The 14035-nt window shown below is 40.0% G+C and carries 9 protein-coding genes; 5 read left to right on the plus strand and 4 right to left on the minus strand.

All coding sequences use genetic code 11. The features are described 5' to 3' along the window. Positions 1-128 precede the first annotated feature (128 nt). The 4 genes from AAC026_RS11485 (at position 129) to AAC026_RS11500 (ending at position 7030) form a co-directional block, all read left to right on the plus strand. Entirely contained in the window at positions 129-551 is a 423-nt protein-coding gene (locus tag AAC026_RS11485) for a thioesterase family protein (protein ID WP_339698088.1), read from the plus strand. 17 nt (positions 552-568) lie between these two features. After that, positions 569-1609, plus strand: a complete 1041-nt coding sequence (rlmN, locus tag AAC026_RS11490) for a 23S rRNA (adenine(2503)-C(2))-methyltransferase RlmN (protein WP_339698091.1) — start codon at positions 569-571, stop codon at positions 1607-1609. A 262-nt stretch (positions 1610-1871) separates the two neighbouring features. After that, positions 1872-4325 (plus strand): Plug domain-containing protein, encoded by a 2454-nt coding sequence (locus tag AAC026_RS11495; protein WP_339698094.1) that lies wholly within the window; start codon positions 1872-1874, stop codon positions 4323-4325. A 182-nt stretch (positions 4326-4507) separates the two neighbouring features. Beyond that, positions 4508-7030 (plus strand): TonB-dependent receptor plug domain-containing protein, encoded by a 2523-nt coding sequence (locus tag AAC026_RS11500; RefSeq protein ID WP_339698097.1) that lies wholly within the window; start codon positions 4508-4510, stop codon positions 7028-7030. Here the strand turns inward: AAC026_RS11500 and AAC026_RS11505 are convergent. From AAC026_RS11505 to AAC026_RS11520, 4 genes are read right to left on the minus strand one after another with little or no spacing between them, the layout of a single operon-like run. Beyond that, on the minus strand, positions 7027-7938 hold the full coding sequence (locus tag AAC026_RS11505; RefSeq protein WP_339698100.1) for a rhomboid family intramembrane serine protease: 912 nt from the start codon (positions 7936-7938) through the stop codon (positions 7027-7029). The genes AAC026_RS11500 and AAC026_RS11505 overlap by 4 nt on opposite strands. Positions 7939-7944: 6 nt before the next feature. Beyond that, the gene (locus tag AAC026_RS11510; protein ID WP_339698103.1) at positions 7945-8742 is read right to left on the minus strand and encodes a rhomboid family intramembrane serine protease; all 798 of its coding nucleotides are present in this window, start codon (positions 8740-8742) and stop codon (positions 7945-7947) included. A 5-nt stretch (positions 8743-8747) separates the two neighbouring features. Next, positions 8748-10610: a DNA mismatch repair endonuclease MutL gene (gene mutL, locus AAC026_RS11515; RefSeq protein ID WP_339698105.1), complete on the minus strand. Its 1863-nt coding sequence runs from the start codon at positions 10608-10610 to the stop codon at positions 8748-8750. 15 nt (positions 10611-10625) lie between these two features. Further along, positions 10626-10979 carry a hypothetical protein gene (locus AAC026_RS11520; protein ID WP_339607926.1) on the minus strand — a complete coding sequence of 118 codons (354 nt, stop codon included), beginning with the start codon at positions 10977-10979 and terminating at the stop codon, positions 10626-10628. A 110-nt stretch (positions 10980-11089) separates the two neighbouring features. Here AAC026_RS11520 and AAC026_RS11525 point away from each other — a divergent pair, with 110 nt between their 5' ends. Beyond that, entirely contained in the window at positions 11090-14017 is a 2928-nt protein-coding gene (locus tag AAC026_RS11525) for a glycoside hydrolase family 3 N-terminal domain-containing protein (RefSeq protein WP_339698107.1), read from the plus strand. Positions 14018-14035 lie beyond the last annotated feature (18 nt).

Here is a 14035-nt window from a genome sequence, read left to right on the forward strand (position 1 = left end):
AGCCGACATCGCTACCATTACAAACCATAATCCATTGTTGATGTTCGGAAGAATTGGCTGAAAAAAGTTAGCTCACTTCGTTTATTCGGACATTATGTCTTAGATTCGCACAAAAATCTTTTAGAAATATGCCAAGAGTGAAGATAGAGTTGCCCGATGCTTTTATGTTTGAAACTGAAATCAAAGTCAGAATTTCAGACATTAACTATGGCGGGCATTTGGGCAACGATAGTGTGCTTAGCATGATTCATGAATCGCGTTACCGTTTCTTTAATTCTCTTGGCTACAAAGACGAACTTTCAATTGATGGCTGCGGTACCATTCAGGCCGATGTAGCCATTGCCTACAAGGGAGAAGCTTTTCACGGAGATAATATTAAAATTGAAATTGCAGTCGCAGAGATCAGTAGGAAAAGCTTTGAATTGGTGTATAGATTGAGCTGTGGCACCAAAGAAATTGCCCGAGCAAAAACGGGTATTGCCATGTTCGATTACAATGAAAATAAAGTGGTGAATATCCCTTCACTATTCCTTTCAAAGATTCAAGCTTAGATCGTTACCTTTGCAAAATGGTTGAGGCAAAACGCGACATTAGACAACTCTCGCTCGAAGAAATTCAGGAGTTTTTTGTGAGCATAGGAGACAAGGCTTTTAGAGCAAAACAGGTGTATGAATGGCTTTGGAAAAAATCGGCAAAGGATTTTGACCAAATGACTAATATTTCGCTTTCTACCCGCGAACTCCTTAAAGAGAAGTTCAGCATCAATCATATTAAGGTAGACGAAATGCAGCGCAGTAATGACGGCACCATAAAAAATGCTGTACGTCTGCATGATGGTATGACGGTGGAATCGGTATTGATTCCTACAGAAACGCGAATTACCGCCTGTATTTCATCGCAAGTGGGCTGTAGCTTGGATTGTCATTTTTGCGCCACGGCCCGTCTTAAGCGTATGCGTAATCTAAATCCTGATGAAATCTACGATCAGGTAGTGGCCATTAAAGAAGAAGGGGAGCTTTACTTTGGTCGCTCGCTGACCAATATTGTGTACATGGGAATGGGCGAGCCTTTGCTCAATTACCAAAACGTAATGGAGTCTATTCGCAAAATCACTTCGCCAGAAGGCTTGGGTATGTCGCCAAAACGCATTACACTTTCTACCGTGGGGATTCCGAAAATGATTATGCGCATGGCGGATGAGGACATGAAGTTCAATCTAGCTGTATCACTGCATTCTGCCATTGACGAAACGCGCTCGAAGGTAATGCCAATCAACGAAAAAAGTGATTTGAATGAATTGGCCGAATCGTTAAACTATTGGTATCAGAAAACGAATCGGAAAATCACTTTTGAATATGTGGTTTGGAAGGGCATTAACGATGATGAAAGACATGCGCATGCTTTAGCCAAATACTGTGGCCGCGTGGCTTCAAAAGTCAATTTGATTGAATACAACCCAATTGACGATGGCATGTTTCAGCAGGCCGATCCCGAAAAAATCGATATGTATGAAAGGATTTTAGGCGATAAAGGCATTATTGTCAACGTGCGCAGAAGCCGTGGGAAAGATATAGATGCGGCATGTGGTCAATTGGCTAATAAGCTATAAACCGTCATTTATTCTGCTTATTTGTGTTAAACAATTTCTGATTTCACCTTGGGTTAATTGTGATACAGCTATATTCAGAAATACTTTTTGAAATGGAATTATTCTTGTTATAATACATACTTTTTCTATATTTATCAGTTAGGGGATACGGCCATAAACCTTTTCTGATTTTGGTGGTCTTAAGGTGTGATTTCTATCGGGTTGGTGGAATTCATTTCGAACCGAAAAGTGAGGTGTGATTATGAAGTTTTACTCTGTTTTTTTGACTTTTTTATTTTTTCAATCAATTAGTATTCAGAATGCCAATTCTCAGAACGCCCAACTGAATGCACTTACTGATAAACTAGAGAAACTTACTACTAGCTTCCCCCAAGAAAAAGTCTTTCTTCATACAGATAGAAAGTTTTATGTTCCTGGAGACCCGATATGGTTTCAGGCCTATATAACTGCTTACGAGGCCAATTTACCCTCTGTGCTAAGTACAAACCTCAGAGTAGAGCTGTTTTCTAAGGATAAAGAATTAATCGTTGAGCAATTGGTATTTGCGCAGACAGGCTACGGTGAGGGAGTTATTGATTTGCCAAGGGATTTGAAGGGGGGCAGTTATATTTTGAGGTCCTATACCAATTATATGAGGAACTTTGATGCGGATTTTTTTTTCGAAAAGGAAATAGTCGTAGTCTCAGATTCTGTTGAAGTAGAAACTTCATCCGATATCCCACAAAACTTAGGAGAAATAGATGTTCAATTCTTTCCAGAGGGAGGTCACTTAGTTTCTGGCCTTCCTGCAAGAGTGGCCTTTAAGGCTATCGATAATACAGGTCATTCAATAGACGTTAAGGGGGAGCTCTTTTATCGTTCTGGAAAGCGTATAAACGCAATTGAGTCTGAGCATGATGGGATGGGAGCATTTAATCTTGTTCCTCAATTCGGAGAAGATTATTTTGTAAGAATAGAAGGGTCCGAGCAAGTTTTTAGTCTCCCAGAGGTGGAACAAAAAGGGTATAGCCTATACGCTTTTCCAGAAGCCGAAGGAAAAATAAAACTTAGAATTACAACCAATAAAGAGCTGGCTAAAAGTGAAAAGCACTTTTTAGTAATTCATTCAAATGGTGAGTTATACTACGATTTTGAGCTAAACCTTTCGGACAAATTGGCGATTGCAATGATCCCCACTGATGTAATTCCTGAAGGGATTGCTCACATTACTTTGTTTGATGATTCGGCTAATCCGTTGTTAGAAAGACTTGTGTTTATAAAAAAGCCATTAGACAATGAGTTATCCGTTTCAACAAATAAGCAAGAATATACTCTTAGAGAAAAAGTTGGTTTGAAAATAAAGGCAATAGACTCTCTGGGAAATCCCCAGTCAGGCATATTCTCATTGAGCGTTATTGATTTAGGGCAAGCTTTGGATTATGCTCCAGAGCAAAGTATTTACTCTGAGCTATTGCTTACCTCTGACCTAAAGGGCTACATCGATAATCCGATGTATTACTTTAGCAGTAAGAACGAAAACGCCTTACCTCACTTAGATTTGGTTATGCTCACCCATGGCTGGAGCAGGTTTTCATGGGAGGATTTAAAAAAGGATGTTTTACCCTCTCTTGACTACTTTGTAGAACAAGGCTTAACGGTAAGCGGGACACTCTATAAATTCGGGTCAGACAAAACAATTTCAGGAGGAGAAGTAACCTTTATTAATAATCAAGCCACCCCGCCTATCATCGCTTCTGCTACAACATCTGATAAGGGTAAATTCATTTTTGAGGAAGCAGTTGTGTATGATGATGAGACTATTTTTTTTAGAGGGCAGCGTGATAAGAAAAGGGATAATGTGAGGTTTGAAATTGACTCAATCAAATATGATTGGCCCTCGTTTTCACAGAACATTCTGCTGAAGGGAGACAAAATTGATCCGACCTCTAACCTCTCCTTTTTGGCAAAGAATGAAAGAAGAGATTTAATTGAGAAGGCATATGGCTTGGATACGGGAGTAACTTACTTAGACTCTTTTGCTGTGGAGGCTAGTCGAGAGGATGGCAAGAGAGAGGCTTTACAAAAGACGGCTTATGGAAAGGGGTCAGATGCATACAGCTTTGTAGATTCACCTTCGGCCACAAGCTATACTGATGTTTTTAGTGCACTTGTAGGGAAATTCACAGGAGTAACGATATCACCAACTGGGTTTGGAGCACCTCAAATCTCCATTCGACAAAACTCATCAATAGAACAATCTTTCCCTCCAATGATTCTTCTGGACGATGTTGAAGTGCAAATGGAAAGCGCCATGAGTTTAGACCCAAACTCAATTTCTAGGGTAGTGCTTTTTAAGGGCTTGGCCGCCTCTGGACTCTTTGGGAGTGCTGGCAGGGGAGGGGTATTGGCATTTTACACCAAAAGTAGCGATGGTTTAGAGGTTGAAACCAAAAAATGGGATGAGAATTTTTTGAGTACCACCCTACAAGGAGCCTATAGCTCAAGTCGCAAGTTTTATTCACCAAAATATGATGTCAAATCAGATTTGGACATTAAATATGATCAAAGGCTGGTTCTATTTTGGAAACCGCTCATTGAACTTGATGAGCATGGTGAAGCGACAATTGAGTTTTGGAATTCTGATGAGGAAACCAGCATCTTAATCGACTTACAGGGATTAATGAGCGATGGCAAACCATTTCAGTTTACCAAGACATATGAAACCAAGAAAAACTAGTCCTTACTGGCGTTAAAAGACATTTATGGATGAGAGGGATTGAATTACAGTCATGCTCCAATTTGAATCATAGGGACAAAGGTGGTGTAAACGTGCATAGAAGCTGGATTAAAGGTATTGATACTGATTGCTGATAATTGGTCAATAAGGTTTAAATGCTTATGTGTTGTTTAATTCTTATAATGAGATTTCATATACAGAATTTAACATCTACCATTAGGGTGTTTATCGTGGGCAGCAGGAATTTGTTATTATTTTTTTTATTTTTTCAATCAATTGGTATTCAGAATGCTAATTCTCAGAACGCCCAACTGAACGGCCTTACTGATAAACTAGAGAAACTTACTACTAGCTTCCCCCAAGAAAAAGTCTTTCTTCATACAGATAGAAAGTTTTATGTTCCTGGAGACCCGATATGGTTTCAGGCCTATGTAACTGCTTATGAGGCCAATTTACCCTCTGTGCTAAGTACAAACCTTAGGGTAGAGCTGTTTTCTAAGGATAAAGAATTAATTGTTGAGCAATTGGTATTTGCTCAGACTGGCTACGGTGAGGGAGTTATTGACTTGCCAAGGGATTTGAAAGGGGGCAGTTATATTTTGAGGTCCTATACCAATTATATGAGGAACTTTGATGCTGATTTTTTTTTCGAAAAGGAAATAGTCGTAGTCTCAGATTCTGTTGAAGCAGAAACTTCACCCAATACCCCACAAAACTTAGGAGATATAGATGTTCAATTCTTTCCAGAGGGAGGTCACTTAGTTTCAGGCCTTCCTGCAAGAGTGGCCTTTAAAGCGATCGATAATACGGGTCATTCAATAGATATTAAGGGAAGGCTTATTGACCCTTCTGGGGCACTGTCTATAGACATTGAGTCGAAGCATGACGGGATGGGGGATTTCAGCTTCATTCCGCAATTCGGGGAGAATTATTCAGTACAAATTGAAGGTAGAAATAAAGCTTTTAACCTTCCACAGGTTGAAGAAGTGGGCTATAGCTTATACGCGTACCCAGAATCTGAGGATAGGGTAGTACTAAGGATAAGTACAAACTTAGAGCTAGGAAGTGACAAGGGTCATTTTTTGGCTGTCCACTCTGGTGGTAGCTTGCTTTATAATTTGGATTTGAGTTTGAACAAAAAAGTGACTATGGTAATTCTGCCCACGGATATAATTCCAGAGGGAATATTTCATATTACGTTGTTCGATGGTTTGGCAAATCCTCTGTTGGAGAGGTTGATGTTTAAAAAGGGCCGAGGAGACACTGTTATCGTTACAACGGAAAAAAGAGATTATGGTACAAGAGAAAAAGTTGAATTGAAAATAAAAGCGGACAATTCTTTAGGTCGTTCCCAGTCAGGCATCTTCTCATTGAGTGTGATTGACTTAGGACAAGCTTTGGATTATGCTCCAGAACAAAGTATTTATTCTGAGCTATTGCTTACCTCTGACCTAAAGGGCTACATCGATAATCCGATGTATTATTTTAACGACAACAATGAATACGCTACGGAACACTTGGACTTGGTTATGCTCACCCATGGCTGGGTGAGGTTTTCATGGCAAGATTTAAAAGATGATGTTTTGCCCTCTCTTGACTACTTTATAGAAAAAGGCTTAACGGTGAGCGGGACACTCTATAAATTCGGGTCAGACAAAACAATTTCGGGAGGAGAGGTGACCTTTATAAGCAACCAAGCCATTCCGCCAATAATTGCTTCTGCTACAACATCGGATAACGGTAAGTTTGTTTTTGAAGAAGCGGTTGTTTATGATGATGACACTGTTTTTTTTAAGGGGCAACGTGATAAGAAAAGGGATAATTTAATGTTTGAAATTGACTCAATCCAATACAGGTGGCCCTCATTTTCACAAAGTATTTTGCTGCGTGGGGATAAAATTGATCCGACCTCTAACCTCTCCTTTTTGGCAAAGAATGAAAGAAGAGATTTAATTGAGAAGGCCTTTGGCTTGGATACGGGAGTAACTGTATTAGATCCTTTTGTGGTAGACGCGAGTAGGGAAGAAACTAAAAAGCAAGCCCTATTAAAGACTGCTTATGGTAAAGGTGAAGACGCATACAGTTTTATAGAGTCACAATCAGCGAGTAGTCATACAAATGTTTTTTCAGCCCTTATAGGAAAAATGCCGGGTGTTCAAATAGTCGATGCGTTCTCACCAAATCCGACAAAAATAAATATACGTCAAGATGCTAGTATGGGAAAGTTAAGAGACCCGTTGATCCTGTTGGATGATGGTGAAATATCAATGGGGACAGCCTCTCAACTAGATCCAAATTCGATTTCCAGAGTTGTGGTTTTCAAGAGCTTGAGTGCTACAGGTCTTTTTGGAAGTGCTGCCTTTGGAGGCGTATTGGCCTTTTATACCAAAGGGGCTGATGGTATAGTGGAAGAAACCAAAAAATGGAATGAGAATTTTTTAAATACCACTATAAAAGGAGCCTATAACTCAAGTCGCAAGTTTTACTCACCAAAGTATGATGTCAAATCAGATTTAGACATTAAATATGATCAAAGGCTGGTTCTATTTTGGAAACCACTTATTGAACTTGATGAGCATGGGGAAGCGACAATTGAGTTTTGGAATTCTGATGAGGAAACCAGCATTTTAATCGATTTACAGGGATTAATGAGTGATGGCAAACCATTTCAGTTTACCAAGACCTACGAAACCAAGAAAAACTAATCCTTACTAGCATTAAATAACTTCTGCTTTTCTTCTTTGGTTAGCGCATCGTAGCCTCTTTCAGAAATTTTATCCAGAATAGCGTCAATCTCACTTTGCGAGGTTTCTGACTTCTTCTTTTCAGGAGCTTTAGAGCTTTTGGTCGATTTAGCACTGCTCGATTTTGTGCTTCTGTAGCTTACCTTAATTTTTGGCTGTGGCTTAAAAAGGCTTTTCACCCAAGTGATAAACTGAACGACAATTTTGCTCCAGTCATTGCCGCTTTTGAGTTGGGTAATAAATAAGAACCCAGCCAAGGCGCCTCCTAAATGAGCTATTTCACCTCCAGCATTGGAGCCAGTGGATTGGAGCAGAGAAGTGATTACATAGAATGCTGCGATATACTTCAACCTTACGGGTCCAAGAAAAATCAAAAGAACCGTGAAATTGGGCATAAAGGTAGCCGCCCCAACAACAATGGCGATTACACCGCCAGAAGCTCCTAAGAGGTATGTTCCTTCAATGGCTGGTGCATAGAAGGGCAATAAGTTATAGATAAGTAAATAGAGCGCTCCGCCAAAAATTCCGCCCCAAACATATAAGCCTAAAACCTTATTCTGACCTATATATTCTGCTATAATTCTTCCAAACCAATACAGGAACAGCATATTGAAGAGAATATGGAAGACACCTTCATGGTAAAAGAAATAAGTGATCAAGGTCCAAGGCTGATAGATCAATTGGCTTGGGTTGGCAGGAAGCATCAAGTAATTACTAATGCTTTGGAAAAGGCTTCCATAACCAGCAACTGTAAAGAAAACACCAGTTACTCCAAGCACTACAAAAACCACCACATTGATAACAATCAACTGGTTTAAGATATTTCCCGTTTTAAACGCGAGTTTAAAATCGTCTAGAATACTGTTCATGGGTTTTTAGTAAAAATCTCTTCTGCTTTTCTTCCAATAAGTAACCAAGAAAAAGGCAATGATTGCGCCACCGATATGCGCCAAATGCGCCACATTATCTCCTTGTGCTCTTTGAAACTCAGCGAACAGCTCATAAAGAATGTATACTGTAACCAAGTATTTTGCCTTGATTGGGAAAGGAAGAAACAGTAAGAAAAGTTCGGTATTGGGGAATAAAAGGGCAAATGCCGCTAAAATTCCGAAAATTGCACCCGAAGCTCCAACCATTGGGTAATCGCCAAAGAAAGCATATAACCCACGTGCATATTGAATAGATTCTTGTCGTAACTGTGGGCTGTCTTCGTTTCTGGAATACTGCTCAATGAATGGGTAAATATACTCTGGCTTGTACACGTTATGCTTGGCGATTAAACGGTTGAAATCTTCAGAATTAGGATTGTCTAAATAGCTTTCAACGTCATTTTTTATGGCGCTCACCTCTAAGTAGTTTGCTCCTGTATAGAAAAGACCAGCCCCCACACCCGTAACCATATAAAGTATTACGAATTTCTTCGGTCCTAAAAACTGCTCTAAAAGCGGCCCAAAAATAAAGAGGGCAAACATGTTTCCGAAAATGTGCATTGGACTCAATGTGTCGTGCAGAAACATATAAGTGACAAACTGTACGGGATTAAAATTATCAGAGGCAATGAAGTATAAGCCAAAGCGGCTACCTAAATCCATTTTCAGTAAAAACTGAACCAACCAAATTCCGATATTGATATATAGGAGGTTTTTTACAAGGGGAGTAAGTCGTCCAAACATAGGTGTTAGTTAAAAAACTGGTCTATTTTTTCCAATTCAATAATGAAAGATGTTTTTCTTCCATTGGGTGAATAATTAGGGTTTTTGCATGCGAAAAGTTGGTCGATCAATGATGACATTTCTTCTGGTGACAAAGTTGTTCCTGTTTTTAAAGAAGAACGTTTCGCGATTGATCTAGCAATGTTTTCATCGGCACTAATAGAAAGCTCCGATTGATTTTGCTTGAACTGTTCAACAAAGCCCTCAAACAATTGTTTTTCGTTTGCTGCTTTTAAATCTGCTGGTACTCCATTAATCACCACCGTATTTTTCCCAAATTCTGAAAACTCAAAACCAATGGCACTGATTTCATCTTTCATACCCATAACGAGGGCAAAGTCGGCAGGGTTGAGTTCCAAGCTTTGTGGAAACAACGACTGCTGAGAGGCACCTGATCGGTTCTGGATCATCTGAAAAAAGCGTTCATACAAAATACGTTCATGTGCCTCTTGTTGTGCCACTAAAAGCAAACCAGATTTTACATGGGTTGCAATATACTTTTTATGAATCTGAAAATACTTTGCCGAAGGTAAAACCGCTTCACGATTAGGCTTATAAGCCTCAGCTGTGTTGGCTGCGCTGCCCATGGTTACTGTACTTTGGGCCTCTGGGTGAATGTCTAGCTGAGCGTTTTGTCTTTCTTCCTTTTCTATGTCCTTCTGTAGGCCGTCATACAGCTTTTCCCAGTGCGAAGTAGATTCACGTTTTTTGTCCAAGTCTCTGAACTGCCCATAATTTCTATCTGATTGACTTGCGCTGGTTCCAGTGCTTGTACTTTGAGGCTGTGGCCGGAAGGAGGCAAAATTGACATCGGCACCAAAGTCTAGTGCTGGAGTAATATTGTGCGTTCCTAAAGCTTGTCTTACGGCAGCTTTTACTATGGCATAAACCGTGCGTTCATCATCAAACTTTATTTCAGTTTTGGTTGGATGAACGTTGATATCGATGTGCTTTGGATCGAGCTCTAAAAAAAGGGTATAGAAAGGAAAGTTTCCATCAGGAATAAGTCCTGTAAAAGCCGTGGTTACGGCATGGTTCAGGTAATTACTTTTAATGAAACGGTTGTTTACAAAGAAGAACTGCTCGCCACGGGTTTTCTTGGCAAACTCTGGCTTTCCTACATAACCGTAAACTTTCAGCATGTCCGTTTCTTCTAAACAAGAAGCCATTTGCGCTTGGTATTTTTTGCCAAAAATCCCAACGACTCTATTGCTCAACTTACCAGAAGTAAGGTGGTACATTTCCAAATCATTGTGGTACATGGTCATTTCCACTTGCGGATTGGACAGCGCCACACGCTGAAATTCATCCACGATATGCCGAGTTTCAACCGAGTTCGATTTTAAGAAATTCCGCCTTGCGGGAACATTATAAAACAGATTCTTTACACAAAACGAAGTGCCAACTGGGGTGGAAGTGGGTTCTTGTTTTTTTACTTCCGAAGCTTCAATTTGAAGTAATACCCCAAGCTCTTCACTTTCCTTTCTAGTTTTGGCTTCTACTTGACTTACCGCAGCAATTGAGGCCATGGCTTCACCCCGGAAGCCCATAGTTTTTATGGTGAAAAGATCTTCTGTAGAACGAATTTTTGAAGTGGCATGTCGCTCAAAACACATGCGAATGTCTGTTTCAGACATTCCTGTTCCATTGTCAATTACTTGAATTAGCACCTTTCCCGCCTCTTTTAAAATGAGTTTAATGTTTGTGGCACCCGCATCAATGGCGTTTTCCAGTAGTTCTTTAACCACCGAAGCAGGACGCTGGACTACCTCGCCAGCGGCAATCTGATTGGCGATGTTATCAGGAAGTAATCGTATTAAATCGGGCATGCAAGGTTGAAGAAATTACTTTCGCATTTTCTTCCAAATTAAATAAGGAACATAAAGAAGGCCAAGGTAGAAAATATCTTTTCCGATGTAAACGAAACCACCTACAAACAGCACTAAAATCACGAAAATAACCAAACGCAACATGATGGTTTGATCCACTCCATTTTTGGCGTGCTTCATGTTTTTTCTAAATGAGCCTTCAATCTGAGAACGGTAACCAGCATCAAGGTCTACATTTTCGTTCAAACCCATTTCTGCTTTGATTCTGCTCGTTCTATTTTCAATATCTTCCTTGACAGGGTCGTAGTACCTAGGCTTGATATCGTATCGTTGATAATTGGGTTTCTTTACAAGACTTGGTATTTTCATGATATTGTTTCTCCTATTTTGGCGTTCTTTACGATATAAAGGTTCTTGGCAAGAAATTCGCCTATGAACAAATTTATGTTTTATTTGCTATAACTAAAAATTACGGCATAATGCTGAACAAAGTTGCTTTCTCTATTTTAATATCCTTCCTTTTTTCAACCTCTCTTTTTGGTCAAAAGATCTATTCAAAAATAGATACGGTAAGCCAAAAGGCATGGGCTGATAGTGTTTTTAAAAGCATGACACCTGAAGAAAGGCTTGGCCAACTTTTTATGGTGGCGGCTTATTCAAATAGAGATGAAGCGCACTATGCAGAGATTGACTCCCTTATTTCTAAGTATAATATTGGTGGCTTAATCTTCTTTCAGGGAGGGGCAGGCAGACAAGCCCATCTTACCAATCGCTATCAGGCAAAAGCTAAAGTGCCATTGGCCGTTGCTATGGATGCAGAGTGGGGAATAGGTATGCGATTGGACAGTATAATGGACTTTCCAAAACAAATGACTTTAGGCGCCATACAAGATAACCGTCTGATTTACGAAATGGGCAAGGAAGTGGCCAATCAGTTCAAGCAATTGAATATGCACATCAATTTCGCGCCAGTTGTCGATGTAAATGTGAACCCTAAAAACCCTGTGATTGGCTATCGGTCTTTTGGCGAAAATAAATTTAATGTGGCTGAAAAGGGTGTGGCTTATATGAAGGGCATGCAAGATTTTGGCATTATGGCCAATGCCAAACATTTCCCAGGTCATGGCGATACCGATGTAGATTCTCATGCAGATTTGCCAGTGATTAACCACAGCAAAGAGCGCATGAATGACATTGAGCTTTATCCCTTCAAGGCGTTAATGAAAGATAGCTTGATGAGTGTGATGGTGGCGCATTTGCAAATCCCTGCTTATGATAGTCGCGAAAAAACCCCAACTACGCTTTCACAAAAAGTAGTAACCGACCTACTAAAGAAGGAGCTTGGTTTTGATGGTTTGGCTTTTACCGATGCAATGAATATGCAAGGCGTGGCAAAATATTATGAACCGGGAGAAGCCGATGTGCGTGCTTTGATGGCAGGGAATGACATTATTCTTTATCCTGTAGATGTAGCAAAAGGCATCGACCAAGTAAAGAAGGCTATTAAAAAAGGCGATTTGACTCAAACCTCACTTGATTACCGAGTAAGAAGAATTTTGGAAGCGAAATATTGGTTAGGGCTTTCTAAGTATGAACCAATTTCAACAGATAACCTTACCGAGCGCATTAACACCAGTTATGCAGAAATGCTCAATCGTATTCTTTACCAAAAGGCGATGACGGTGGTTGACAATACAGATGAACTTGTGCCAATCATTAGGTTGGACAGCACCAAGTTTGCTTCTCTCAATTTCGGAACTTCGGATAATAAAGAATTTGAGAATACCTTAAGCAAGTATGCCAAGTTCGATCATTTTAGAGCAGGAACTACTTATCAGTCTTTGTTAGATTCACTGGCTTCTTATAATACTGTGGTTGTTGGTTATGGTGGAATTACCAATTCTACAAAAGATCAACACGGGGTAAAGTCGGAAGAGGTGCAGTTTATTCGCGACTTACAGACTAAAACCAATGTCATTGTTGTGGCATTTGGTAATGCCTATGGGCTTCAGTTTTTTGATGGGGTGAAGAATATTATTTGCACTTACGAAGACAATGAAATTACAAGAAATATTGCTCCACAAATCATTTTTGGAGCCCTTCGTGCCGAAGGTAAATTACCAGTAACTACAGGTAGTTTTAAAAGTGGAACGGGAATTAAGACAATGACTGCTTCTCGTTTAGGTTTTGGATTGCCAGAGGAAGTAGGGATGGATTCTGAAACATTGAAAGGCATTGATATTTTCATGAAAAAGGCAATTGACGGCAAAGCAACTCCTGGTGGTCAAGTGATGGTGGCCAGAAAAGGCAAAGTGATCTTCAGCAAGAATTATGGTTATCAAACCTATGACAGCCTCATCGCTGTAAATGACGAAACCATGTACGATTTGGCCTCAATTACCAAAGTGATGGCTAGTGTGCAGGTGCTGATGTACCTTAACGAAAACGGCCTCATTGACATGAATAAAACCTTGGGTGATTACTTGCCCGAAGTGAAAGGAACGAATAAAGAAGATTTAGTCATTCGAGATGTGCTTTTGCATCAAGCTGGCCTTCAGCCATTCATCCCGTTTTGGAAAAGGACGGTAGAGAATGGGGTTTTGAATGAAGCTTATTATAGTGAAACCCCAGGCCCCAGTTACAATTCTACCATTGCCGATCATGTATATGGAAGCCCAGCTTTAGCGGACTCAGTTTGGAAATGGGTAATTGATGCGGACTTGAGAAAAATGCCTAAGGGTGAGAAAAAATATGATTACCTCTATTCGGATATGGGTTATTATTTTTTCTACAAGTTGGCTGAAAATATTCTAGACAAACCTTTTGATGTTTTTCTAAGTGATAAGCTTTATGCTCCACTGGGTTTACAAACCATGGGGTACTTACCTACGGAAAATGGGTTTTTGGCAGAAATTGCTCCAACCGAAGACGATAACCTTTTCAGAAAAACTTTATTGAGAGGAACCGTACACGACCAAGGCGCTGCCATGTTTGGTGGAGTAGCAGGGCATGCGGGTTTGTTTTCCAATGCCCTCGATTTAGCTGTTCTTATGCAAATGCACTTACAACTGGGCCAATATGGCAATCAAAAATATTATGAACTGAATACCATTCCTGCTTTTACTTCGCAACAAACGGAAGACAATCGAAGGGGAATGGGCTGGGATAAACCGATTGTAGGTAAAGATGAAGGGCCAACCTCACGTTATGCTTCAGCGTCTACTTTTGGACACTCAGGATTTACAGGTACTGCGGTTTGGGCCGATCCAGAACAAGAGTTGATTTATGTATTCCTTGCAAACCGAGTTTATCCGAACGCAGAAAATGCGAAACTGATTCAGTGGAACATCCGTACCAAAATTCAAGATTTAATCTACGAGTCGATCTGGAACTTTAATAAAGACTAACCAGTTGAAAGAAAGTTG

The sequence above is a fragment of the uncultured Roseivirga sp. genome, assembly GCF_963973945.1.
Lineage (GTDB): Bacteria > Bacteroidota > Bacteroidia > Cytophagales > Cyclobacteriaceae > Roseivirga.

Coding starts and splice junctions, on each gene's coding strand:
- AAC026_RS11485 (WP_339698088.1), top strand. CDS start 129: ATGCCAAGAGTGAAGATAGAGTTGCCCGATGCTTTTATGTTTGAAACT.
- rlmN (WP_339698091.1), top strand. CDS start 569: ATGGTTGAGGCAAAACGCGACATTAGACAACTCTCGCTCGAAGAAATT.
- AAC026_RS11500 (WP_339698097.1), top strand. CDS start 4,508: ATGAGATTTCATATACAGAATTTAACATCTACCATTAGGGTGTTTATC.
- AAC026_RS11505 (WP_339698100.1), bottom strand. CDS start 7,938: ATGAACAGTATTCTAGACGATTTTAAACTCGCGTTTAAAACGGGAAAT.
- AAC026_RS11510 (WP_339698103.1), bottom strand. CDS start 8,742: ATGTTTGGACGACTTACTCCCCTTGTAAAAAACCTCCTATATATCAAT.
- mutL (WP_339698105.1), bottom strand. CDS start 10,610: ATGCCCGATTTAATACGATTACTTCCTGATAACATCGCCAATCAGATT.
- AAC026_RS11520 (WP_339607926.1), bottom strand. CDS start 10,979: ATGAAAATACCAAGTCTTGTAAAGAAACCCAATTATCAACGATACGAT.
- AAC026_RS11525 (WP_339698107.1), top strand. CDS start 11,090: ATGCTGAACAAAGTTGCTTTCTCTATTTTAATATCCTTCCTTTTTTCA.